The organism is Gottfriedia acidiceleris (genome assembly GCF_004138285.1).
In the GTDB taxonomy this organism is placed as follows: Bacteria; Bacillota; Bacilli; order Bacillales; family Bacillaceae_G; genus Gottfriedia; species Gottfriedia acidiceleris_A.
In genome coordinates, this window is record NZ_SCFN01000004.1 from 252276 (window position 1) to 262836 (window position 10561).

The window sequence follows — 10561 nt, forward strand, 5'->3', positions numbered from 1 at the left end:
GTAGCGATACAAATAAGAATGTTTTTTATTTAAATGTAGAAACTAACATACTGATAATAGATGGGCTATTTACCAACAGTTTTAAGGAGGATCTTTAAATGAGTATACATATTGGTGCTGAACAAGGTGCAATTGCTGATAAAATTTTATTACCTGGGGACCCATTAAGAGCTAAATATATCGCAGAAACATTTTTAGAAGATGTTGTTTGTTATAATGAAGTACGTGGAATGCTTGGTTTTACTGGTACATATAAAGGCCAAAGAATTTCCGTTCAAGGTACTGGAATGGGAATACCTTCAATTGGAATTTATGTAAATGAACTGATTAATAGTTATGGTGTAAAAACTTTGATTCGCGTTGGTACATGTGGTGGACTTCAAAAGGATGTAAAAATTCGTGATGTCATTATTGCGATGACGACTTGTACAGATTCAAATATGAATCGTCAAACATTCCCTGGTTTCGATTATTCTCCATGTGCTAGCTTTGATTTATTAAAGAAAGCGTATGATGGTGCAGTGAATAAAGGGTTAAATGTTAAAGTAGGAAATATTTTAACTTCAGATATTTTCTACCGAGATAGTATGGACATGTATGAAAAATTAGGTAATTACGGCGTTCTTGCTGTAGAAATGGAAACTACTGCATTATATACAATTGCAGCGAAACATAATGTAGACGCACTTACTGTTTTAACTGTAAGTGATCATATCTTCACTGGTGAAGAAACATCTGCACAGGAAAGACAAACTACTTTTAATGACATGATTGTCATCGCTTTAGATGCAGCAATCGCTTAATAAATCTTTTAAAAATACCTGGGATTATGATCTCAGGTTTTTTTGCTTTTAAAATATTCTTTTTTTCACAATCAAAAAAGCCCAGAATATTCTTTTTCCAGACTCTTTAAATAACTAAAATTTAAATTTCTAAAAAATTAGTGACCATACATCGTTTTTGTACCACTTTACATCCAATCAAAGGTACAATAGCAATATCGAAAATCTAATTAAGGATGGTAAGGAATGAAGAAACAGCAATCAATTTTATTTTTCACCTGGATTGTAAGTATTATTGCAACACTAGGTAGTTTATCATTTTCAGTTATTAATCATTGGACACCATGTTCATTATGCTGGTATCAGCGAATTTTTATGTACCCGATCGTTTTTATTATCGGAATCGCTTTTTATAAAAATAAAATAAAAGATGTTATTTATGTTTTGCCTTTATCATTAATAGGTATGTGTATTTCAATCTATCATATTTTAATTCAAAAAGTTCCTGCACTTAAGGAAACAGCAACACAGTGTGGTCCGGTCCCTTGTACTGGGGATTATTTAAATTGGTTTGGATTCATTACAATTCCAATGTTAGCATTTGTTGCATTCCTACTTATTAATATTTGCTGCATAACTCTTTTACGTAAATCAAATTAAAATAATTCAAGCTGCTCGGTAGAAGATGGTCCAAATTCGATGCCTAGCAGCTTCATTAATTGTTTAGCATTATCCGCTGCATCTCCACCAGAATTATTATTAAACAGTATACAAATTTCTTTTGTGTTTTTTGATAACTGTTCAATTCTTTCTATCCATTCGTATAATTCTTCTTCATTATATCGGTATAAATAACGTACCTCGCGCCAATTATCTTGCCCATTGTGATTCCATCCATATATATTTCGGCCATGGAAACGGATTAAAGTTAAATTCGGATTCGTAGGATGTAATACGATTGGTATGCTACCATTACCTGCTTGTGGCTCATCACAAATTGAATGAATCCATCCTTCTTCCTCCATAAACTTCAAAGTTTGCTCATAAAACCTGGGATAAAACCATGTCTGATTACGAAATTCTAAAATTGCCGGAAGTCCTTTAAGTTTACTTTTCAAAATTCTTAATAAGTCAACATTTTCCTTTTTACAATTAAACCATGGTGGAAACTGAAATAATATACCTTTTAATTTATTCACTTCAATTAAGGGCTGTATCGATTCCAAAAATGGAGTTAACAGTAAAATTTGTTCCTCTTTAGAATAGTTTTGCCTTGAATGGCCCGTTATTCCGCCATATGCTTTAACGATAAATGAAAAGTCATCTGTTGTTTGATTTACCCATTTTTGATAGTTTGATTGTGGCATAATGCTATAATAGGAAGAATCAATTTCAACAATTGGAAAATGCATACAATATTGTCTCAATTTTTTTGAAGAGTGTATCCGATCAGGGTATAAACTATCATGATCGCCCCACCCAGTAACTCCAATTTTTATTTCCATACTTCTCTCCCATTAGTTCTTTCATTATTAATTAATTATTTCTAATTTTCATTAAAATAAACGAATTAGTTTGATATAATGTTTACAGTATAATCTTATTTTAGTAGAAATTGGAGTATAGTGTAAATGATTAACGAGACAGTACAGGAACTAAAAAATAAAATTACCGAGCTTGAAGAAAAAGTAAAATCGTATGAAACAATTTTAAATACAATAACTTCCGGATCTATATTTTCAAATGAAACTCGTGAATTATCTAATTCAAATCATTTAACTAGAAATACAACTTTTTGTAATAAAAATAATGAAACACTTCCATTACATACTAAATTCTCTAACTTTTTATCTAATAGTAGAAGAACTTTACAATCGATCTACGATGCATTACCGCATCACATAGTATTTATCGATAAAGATGGGATCATTACGCTATATAATCAACAAGTTGCGATTGATTTTAGAATTACTAAATACGAATTAATCGGAAGACATATTAGAAATTTATTAAAAATAGACGACAAAGACATTTGTTTACTACAAACACTTTATTCAGGTGAAGAATTTTATAATAAGGAAATTTTAAATATTAACTATGGGATTATCAATACTCGTATCATCCGTGATTTAAATGGAGAAATTTCAAGAGTAATTGGTGTTTTTCATAATTTAAACGAGGCAAGGGATTCTGAAAAGCTAGCAATGTCAGGTAGAATTGCTGCAGGTATAGCACATGAAGTCCGTAATCCACTTACAACTGTTAGAGGTTATTTGCAATTCTTGCAAGAAGAAGCTCCCCCTCAATATAAGCAATTGTTTAATGATTTATTGATTCCAGAATTAGATAGAGCAAATGGAATAATTACTGACTTTTTATCTATTACAAAGAATGCGAACTATAAACCAGAGCCTATTAATATTAACGATTTTTTATCAAATCATATAAAACAACTATTATTTAGCGAGACTGTTTTAAATAATGTTAAGATTGAATATTACCTTTCTGAGGAATTAATAGGAGCACATATTTTCTTTGATAAAAACCAACTTGTACAAGTAATTTTAAATTTATTTCATAATGCATTAGATGCAAAAAAAGAAGGTCTGCTTACAATTATCATTGCAACTTATATTGATAAAGATTTTATTTATATCTCATTAAGAGATGATGGATCAGGAATTCCATCATCAGATTTACCATATATATTTGATCCGTTCTTCTCAACTAAAGATGACGGTACTGGACTAGGTTTATCTCTAACGAAAAAACTGATTCAAAATCATAACGGTACCATATCTGCAATAAGCGATAATAATGGAACTACTTTTACAATTACATTACCAATTAAATAGCTTTATCCATGAAAAAAGACCAAAACATCAAAGTTTTGGTCTTTTTTAAGAGTGTTGAAATATAAAATGGTCAATAGGGAAAACGGACATTAAATGAACATTTATTTAATGATGAAATTATCATTTTTTGGATGTTCTATTAATGGTTTTAAATGTTAATATGTTTGAACTATTTTATGATTCCAATAACACTAGTAATGGTTTTTTTCAGAAGTTAAAAATATTATGAGCTAATTTTTAGAAAAACAAATTCAATTAATTAGTTTAATTAATGTTCGATCTTAATTGACCTGCAAACTGATTAATAAACAACTGTTAGATTACTCTAAGTAAAGGCTATTTGATTAGTATTTATTGTAGACTTTTTTTGATGAATAAGTTGATTGGAACGGAGGGATGCTCGACTCCTATGATATAAGCGGGAAGGCTGAGACCCCACAGGCTCGCCGAGGAGGCTCAGGTCTCGCCCCATGGAAAGCGAGCATCCTGTAGTGGAAATCAACATCACTCTACTCCTTTTACGAAAATTTGGTAATTTAATTGACAAGGTTGTTTTTCAACAGCGTGGAAAAAGACCAAAACATCAAAGTTTTGGTCTAATTTATTAAACAGATAAGATGATTTTTCCAGTTGATTTTCTACTTTCTAATAGATCATGAGCAAGCTTACCATCTTTTAAAGGAAACACAGTAGGTTGTTGTACGATTAATTGTTTAGTTGCAATCCAATTAAATAGCTCATTACTTCTACGTAGTCTCTCTTCCTTCGAAATTAGCACATTCCACAAGTCTCCACCAGTTAGCGTTTTTGAGGTATCCATTAACATTCTTGGATCGATATGAACTGGATCCCCTCCAGCCATTCCATAAAATACAACTGTACCGTGAACTTTTGTTGCTTCAAAGCTATCCATTATTGTAGATCCTACTGATTCATATACAACATCTACACCATTTTTTTCTTTTGTTAATTCTTTGATTTGTGAAACCCAATTATCAGTATATAAAAATACTTCTTTTGCACCGATTGATAAAGCTTTTTCTCTTTTTTCTTGTGATGAGGTTAAACCGATTACCTCTCCACCTTTTAAAAGAATCATTTGAGTCAATAATTGGCCCACACCACCTGCTACTGCATGAACAAGTGCAACATCACCTGCTTTTATTTTATAACTATCATTAATTAAATAATGTGCAGTTAACCCTTGTAACATAATAGATGCAGCAATTTCAAAGTTAATTTCATCTGGAATTGGTACAATATGAGATTCCTTTGCAGCAACATACTCTGCATTCGAAAAAGGAACATCTGCAAACGCTACGCGATCTCCTATTTTATAGTCCGTTACATCAGAACCGACTTCAGTAATAATTCCAGAGCCTTCATACCCTAAAATATATGGAGGATCACCTGCTAAATGATAATTTCCTTTACGACGATAAATATCTGCAAAATTAACACCTACAGCCTTCATTTCAACTAATACTTCATCATTTGAAATTTTAGGTGTTGCTATTTCTTCGTATCTTAATACGTCTGATTGACCAAATTCTCTAAAAACAAGTGCTTTCATTTACATACTTCCTTATATTTAAAATTCAAAAACAAAATCCTCATCTGTTAATTTTTCCACTGTAACTGCTTTTACATACCCATTACCTTTAACAGAGAAGAAATCATGATTTTTAGTATCCGTTTTTAAACCATTTAAAACTATCGGATTAATATCTTCTTCATCAAAATAATAATCAAATCCTAAGTTCATTAACGCTTTGTTTGCATTATATCGAATAAACTTATTAACTTCATCTACTAAACCAATTGAAGAATAAATTTCTTCTGTATATTGCAACTCAATTTCATATAATTGAACTAATAATGACATTGTTTCATTGTAAAGTCGAGTTTTTTGTTCATCAGTAAATTGATCATAAATTTGTTGCGCTAATAGCCCTACAAATACACCATGAATACTTTCATCACGTAAAATTAGATTAATAATCTCTCCACTAGCAGTCATTTTACCTTGACCAGCTAAGTATAATGGGAAGAAAAATCCACTATAAAATAAGTAACTTTCTAAAAATACACTTGCAACCATTGCCATGTATAACTCTTCATCCGAAACATCACGCTTTAATAGATTTAAATAATAGGAAGAAATTAATTCCGATTTTTTAGTTAAAATTGGATGCTCGTCCACCCATTTAAACAAATCTTCAATTTCATCTTCTGTAGCTAGAGTTGTAAAAATATGCGAATAGCTTTTCGCATGTACTTCTTCCATTGCACCCATAAATGCTAGTACACTTTTTGCTTGTAAATTTTTAAGATGAACTAAGATTAAAGGCATACCTTCTCCGCCTTGCTTAGTATCTAATAATGTTAGACCACCTAAAACCTTTTTAAATGCTGATTGTTCCTCTTTTGATAATGTATTCCAAGTATTTTTATCAGATGAAACGACAATTTCTTCTTCAGTCCAAAACTGCGATAGATTTTGCTTCCAAAATACTAAACTAAAATCATCTTCTTTTTTATTCCAGTTAACAGCTTTCATTTATATTTCCCCCTAATCATAAAGAAAGCTCGATGATATAGAAAAATATGCATAAAGCATTCTATATTCGAGCTTTTCATTTTAGATCATTAAGTAATTTAATTTTGATTCAATTTAGAAGTTCAATATTACTTTTTTATACTGAGCAACTAATACATTCTTCTACACTCAATTTACGAGTACGTGTGTAATATAAACTCTTTAATCCTTTTTTATTAGCATAAATATAGTACCTAGCAAGCTCTCGCGTTGAGATATCACTGTTTACATATAAGATTGTACTAATCCCTTGATCGACATGCTGCTGAATTTCAGCAATTAAGTCGATTAACTTAAATTGGTTAATATCATAAGCTGATTTATAATACCAGAAACTATTTTTTGATAAATATGGCATCGGATAATAAGTTGTTGAATTTGCGTAAGTTCTAGATTCAATAACATTTACAATCGGCATAACCGATGAAGTAGCATTTTGAATGTAGCTAATCGATTGAGTAGGCGCGATTGCTAAACGATAACTGTTATATAATCCATACGCTTGTACTTGCTTACTTAACGTAACCCAGTCAAATTCATTCGGGATATAGATCCCATTAAATAATTCCTTTACCTTGCCTGTTTTAGGTTCAAATGATTTTGAAGTATACTTTTCAAAATAAGTACCTTTAGCATATTCACTCTTTTCAAAATCCTTAAACGTTTTACCAGTTTCTTTAGCGATTAACATACTTTTTTCAATAGAATAAAAGTTTACCATCATAAAGAATGTATTCGCAAAATCTTTAGCCTCAGCACTTTCATATGAAATTCCATTTTTCGCTAAAAATCCATGCAAATTCATTGCACCTAGACCAACCGAATGAAGTTCTTCATTTGCCTTTTTCACTGTAGGTGCATTCTCTATTTCCGTCATATCAGTTACAGCGGTTAATGCCTCAATCCCAACATGTACAGATTCTCTGATCGCTTTATTTTCCATTACGTTTACAATGTTTAATGATCCTAAATTACAATTCACATCACGTTTGATTTGATCTTCTTCACCATAGTTATTAATGACTGATGTTTCTTGTAGTTGAAAAATTTCTGTACACAAATTAGACATTTTAATTTCGCCAATATCCTTTAATGCATGCTGTTGATTAGCATTACTTTTATACATCAAATATGGATAACCAGATTCTAACTGAATCGCGGCAATTTTTACTAAAAGATCACGTGCACTTAAATCTAGTTTTTTCTTTTTAACTCGCTCATTATTTAATAATTCTTCATATCTTTCATCTATATCAAAATCATCTAAATGAATTCCATATTCTTTATACACTGTATAAGGTGCGAATACATAGAATGGTTCATTTTTTTCTGCTAGTTCAAAAAATTTATTTGGAACAATTAAACCGATTGATAGTGATTGAATTCTACTCTTCTCATCGGCATTGATTTTTTTTGTATCAAGAAATTCAACTACGTCCCAGTGGAAAATATTTAAATATGATGCACCAGCACCTTTACGTTGTCCTAGCTGGTTAGCATATGAAAATGAATCTTCTAATAGCTTCATAACAGGAACAACACCACTTGCAGCGTTATCAATTTCTTTAATTTGTTCTCCACGCGCTCTAAGTTTTGATAGATTTAGTGCAACACCACCGCCGATTTTTGACAGTTGCATTGCCGTATTAATTTGGAATCCTATTGAATTTAAACTATCGTCCATTTCTAGTAAGAAACATGACACCAATTCGCCTCTTCTACTTCTTCCAGCATTTAAGAAAGTTGGAGTAGCTGGCTGATAGTTTTGTTGAATCATCATTTTTGCTAATTTCAATGCTTTTTCAATATTGCCTCTTCCTAAATATAGTGCAACGATCGCAATTCGATCTTCATATCCTTCTAAATAATGCTTTCCATCATTTGTTTTTAATGCGTAATCTTTAAAGAATTTTGATGCGGCCATATATGATTGAAAAGTGAAACCTGCATTGTATACTAACTCATATAATTTTTCTATTTCATCAAAGGAGTAATCCATCTCGACATTATAATAGTAGTTTTCTTGAATCATATAGTTTAAGCGTTCTTTTAAAGAAGAAAACTGAATCTTTTTATCTTCAACTTCTTTTAAGAAACAAAGAAGCGCTTCTTTATCTTTTGCGAGATCAAAAAAACCATCTTTTTTAATCGTCAATTCATTATTCAGCTCAATATGTCTCAAGCTTTTCCACTCCTTCAATAAAATATTGTACATCTCGACTTGTCCCTGACAGTTCAAACTTTGATAACACTGGAACTTGATAGTCTGATGCTATTTTATCTGCACTTGCTGCAAAAGAATCTCCCCAGTTTTTATTACCACTTGCACTGACTGCTTTTAAATACTTCGAATTACCCTCCAAAAAAGTACTTACGTTTTCAGGTACGTTACCAAATCCTGTAGTATAGGTTACGAGAATATACGGTACTTCAATTTTTAGTCCATCTTTTATTTGGATTGACGGCATTCTAACTTTATTGACAAATCGCTTAACATTGCCAGTCATTGAACTGTAAACTATCACCATATTATCACCTCGTTAATATGTAAGAATATTGAAAATACTTATATTATATACCTACATATTGTATTACCTTTTTAGAACAAACACAACATATAGGTAATTATTTTAGAAAATAAACATTTCGACAATATGTCTCGAAATAAAGCAATATATGAAATTTAACAAATTATGGAGAAGAGTGCAATAAAGTGTAAAACGATTTTTTTGTCAAATGAGGTCATAACATTTTCACAAAAAAAGTACTCATTAACACCTTGCGAAATAAGAAAAAAAGCTAAAAAAACTTTTTTTTTTTTCGCAAACTTTTAATGAGTACAAGATTAAAATAATATTATTTTGGCTTTAGATTTTAACAAAAATAGTCAACTTCTAGCTTCTTCCAAGTAAGTATAAATTACATGGCCTCCATGCTGAGCAATCCCACGAAAGTGCTTAAAGTCCTCTCGATTAACGATTATTTGTCTAAATGTTAAAAAATCATCTTTTGTAACGCTAATTTCTGAAATCTCACCTTTTACTAGCTGATCAATCAAATTGATAAATTCATTTTGTTCCATATAATCACCCTTTATTATTTTGATCGTTTTTTTTGATCGCTACAAGAAATAAACTTCAAACATAACATTAACAAAGAATGTACTTAATGGAAACTAAATAGTTACATCAAGAATTTTTTCTGTAACAGCTAAATTCATATTTTTATTATTTACTAAAATCACTTCACTTTTTCCATCTTTTAAAACTAAGAATGCTTTGGGAATTACTTCTACTCCTGTTCCAATACTTGCAAACTCGTATGATGAATGTGCTTCGCCTAGTGCTAAAATCATTTCAAAAAATGGTACTAAAATAATTTTTTCAAAAAATAATATCGGATCACCAATAAGTGTATTACTACTAACCAAATTTTTAATTTCATTTGAAATTTCTACTTCAAACTCTTCAAACCATTCTTTCAACAAACTAACCTCCTGAAAGTGCTACAACCATTTTTGCCTATCAAAAGGTTTTTAAACATAGTTTCTTATGAAAAAAGACATAATTGTAAAAAAATTTAAATTTTCTCTTTACCTTTAAACCGTTTTCATGCATTATAGAAGGTGTCAAGTCAAAACTTTGTTAGGAGATATGCTCATGAAAATTGCAGAAGCAGGAAATATCATTGAGTTTAAACAGGGGTTGAAAGGTAGAGTACAAAAAGTTAATAAAAATTCTGTCATTGTTGACATATCCATAATGGAAAACTTCAGAGATTTAGAAATGGAACCACTAACAGTCGTAAACCATAAGAATTATAAAATAGTAAGAACAGCAGAATAGTTTAAAAATAGTAGATTCAGCTTATATTCATATTTTAAAAGGTTCGAACTACATAGATTTCGATTCTATTAAAATTTTATTAGAATTCTTTACCAAATCAGTCTCAGGTCCCGTGTATATCACGGGACTTTTTTTTATGATTACAAATGAAAATGTGATAAATGATATTCATGGAAAAATCTGGTACCAATCACTCTTTAGTAAAGGAGATGGCTATTTTGTTTCTTTGTCCAATTCTTTAAACGATTTTACTTTATCATGTGGCTGATGGTTCGACTTTCTTTCATTCCAAAATCGTTCCTTTTCTTTTTTTGATTTTGTCATTTTCATACCTCCTAAAATTAATCAATTTCTTGCCATCTTATCATTTCACAAAAAATGAAAATATATGTTAATTATTTTTAGAAGGATTGAGAAAGAAAATCGTATAAAACTTTAAGAGCTTTTTCTTGAATTTTAAAGCAGCATCCTAGAGTTGAA

General features: G+C 30.5%; 12 protein-coding genes. 4 read left to right on the forward strand and 8 right to left on the reverse strand.

Annotation, left to right across the window (positions count from 1 at the left end):
• Nucleotides 1–98 precede the first annotated feature (98 nt).
• Both deoD and EP747_RS07870 read left to right on the forward strand, forming a co-directional pair.
• Nucleotides 99–803: a purine-nucleoside phosphorylase gene (gene deoD / locus EP747_RS07865; RefSeq protein WP_129689314.1), complete on the forward strand. Its 705-nt coding sequence runs from the start codon at nt 99–101 to the stop codon at nt 801–803.
• Between the two features lie 225 nt (nt 804–1028).
• Nucleotides 1029–1442 (forward strand): disulfide oxidoreductase, encoded by a 414-nt coding sequence (locus EP747_RS07870; protein ID WP_088013893.1) that lies wholly within the window; start codon nt 1029–1031, stop codon nt 1440–1442.
• Here the strand turns inward: EP747_RS07870 and EP747_RS07875 are convergent.
• On the reverse strand, nt 1439–2287 hold the full coding sequence (locus tag EP747_RS07875; protein ID WP_129689316.1) for a DUF72 domain-containing protein: 849 nt from the start codon (nt 2285–2287) through the stop codon (nt 1439–1441). The two genes, EP747_RS07870 and EP747_RS07875, sit on opposite strands and share 4 nt — an antisense overlap.
• Nucleotides 2288–2413: 126 nt before the next feature.
• Here EP747_RS07875 and EP747_RS07880 point away from each other — a divergent pair, with 126 nt between their 5' ends.
• Nucleotides 2414–3637: a two-component system sensor histidine kinase NtrB gene (locus EP747_RS07880; RefSeq protein WP_129689318.1), complete on the forward strand. Its 1224-nt coding sequence runs from the start codon at nt 2414–2416 to the stop codon at nt 3635–3637.
• 604 nt (nt 3638–4241) lie between these two features.
• Here the strand turns inward: EP747_RS07880 and EP747_RS07885 are convergent.
• The 6 genes from EP747_RS07885 to EP747_RS07910 all read right to left on the reverse strand — a co-directional run bounded on the left by EP747_RS07885 (nt 4242) and on the right by EP747_RS07910 (nt 9720).
• Complete coding sequence (locus EP747_RS07885) at nt 4242–5210, reverse strand: quinone oxidoreductase family protein (protein ID WP_129689320.1); 969 nt, start codon at nt 5208–5210, stop codon at nt 4242–4244.
• Between the two features lie 18 nt (nt 5211–5228).
• Nucleotides 5229–6197: a class 1b ribonucleoside-diphosphate reductase subunit beta gene (gene nrdF, locus EP747_RS07890; protein ID WP_114341736.1), complete on the reverse strand. Its 969-nt coding sequence runs from the start codon at nt 6195–6197 to the stop codon at nt 5229–5231.
• Between the two features lie 136 nt (nt 6198–6333).
• Nucleotides 6334–8418, reverse strand: a complete 2085-nt coding sequence (gene nrdE / locus EP747_RS07895) for a class 1b ribonucleoside-diphosphate reductase subunit alpha (protein ID WP_129689322.1) — start codon at nt 8416–8418, stop codon at nt 6334–6336.
• The gene (nrdI, locus tag EP747_RS07900) at nt 8405–8764 is read right to left on the reverse strand and encodes a class Ib ribonucleoside-diphosphate reductase assembly flavoprotein NrdI (protein ID WP_129689324.1); all 360 of its coding nucleotides are present in this window, start codon (nt 8762–8764) and stop codon (nt 8405–8407) included. Before nrdI ends, nrdE begins: the two co-directional genes overlap by 14 nt.
• Nucleotides 8765–9123: 359 nt before the next feature.
• The gene (locus tag EP747_RS07905) at nt 9124–9318 is read right to left on the reverse strand and encodes a hypothetical protein (protein WP_025671747.1); all 195 of its coding nucleotides are present in this window, start codon (nt 9316–9318) and stop codon (nt 9124–9126) included.
• A 93-nt stretch (nt 9319–9411) separates the two neighbouring features.
• Nucleotides 9412–9720, reverse strand: coding sequence for a spore germination protein GerW family protein (locus EP747_RS07910; RefSeq protein ID WP_129689326.1), 309 nt, complete (start codon nt 9718–9720; stop codon nt 9412–9414).
• 175 nt (nt 9721–9895) lie between these two features.
• Between EP747_RS07910 and EP747_RS07915 the strand changes: the two genes are divergently transcribed.
• Nucleotides 9896–10081, forward strand: coding sequence for a YkvS family protein (locus tag EP747_RS07915; RefSeq protein WP_069035503.1), 186 nt, complete (start codon nt 9896–9898; stop codon nt 10079–10081).
• 213 nt (nt 10082–10294) lie between these two features.
• On the opposite strand, the gene EP747_RS24710 is transcribed toward EP747_RS07915, so the two are convergent.
• Complete coding sequence (locus EP747_RS24710) at nt 10295–10405, reverse strand: DUF6254 family protein (RefSeq protein WP_235832784.1); 111 nt, start codon at nt 10403–10405, stop codon at nt 10295–10297.
• Nucleotides 10406–10561 lie beyond the last annotated feature (156 nt).

Excerpts from the sequence above, each read along its gene's own strand:
- nrdF (WP_114341736.1), bottom strand. The coding sequence starts at position 6,197 with ATGAAAGCTGTTAACTGGAATAAAAAAGAAGATGATTTTAGTTTAGTA.
- EP747_RS07870 (WP_088013893.1), top strand. The coding sequence starts at position 1,029 with ATGAAGAAACAGCAATCAATTTTATTTTTCACCTGGATTGTAAGTATT.
- EP747_RS07905 (WP_025671747.1), bottom strand. The coding sequence starts at position 9,318 with ATGGAACAAAATGAATTTATCAATTTGATTGATCAGCTAGTAAAAGGT.
- EP747_RS24710 (WP_235832784.1), bottom strand. The coding sequence starts at position 10,405 with ATGACAAAATCAAAAAAAGAAAAGGAACGATTTTGGAATGAAAGAAAG.
- deoD (WP_129689314.1), top strand. The coding sequence starts at position 99 with ATGAGTATACATATTGGTGCTGAACAAGGTGCAATTGCTGATAAAATT.
- EP747_RS07875 (WP_129689316.1), bottom strand. The coding sequence starts at position 2,287 with ATGGAAATAAAAATTGGAGTTACTGGGTGGGGCGATCATGATAGTTTA.
- EP747_RS07885 (WP_129689320.1), bottom strand. The coding sequence starts at position 5,210 with ATGAAAGCACTTGTTTTTAGAGAATTTGGTCAATCAGACGTATTAAGA.
- nrdI (WP_129689324.1), bottom strand. The coding sequence starts at position 8,764 with ATGGTGATAGTTTACAGTTCAATGACTGGCAATGTTAAGCGATTTGTC.
- EP747_RS07880 (WP_129689318.1), top strand. The coding sequence starts at position 2,414 with ATGATTAACGAGACAGTACAGGAACTAAAAAATAAAATTACCGAGCTT.
- EP747_RS07915 (WP_069035503.1), top strand. The coding sequence starts at position 9,896 with ATGAAAATTGCAGAAGCAGGAAATATCATTGAGTTTAAACAGGGGTTG.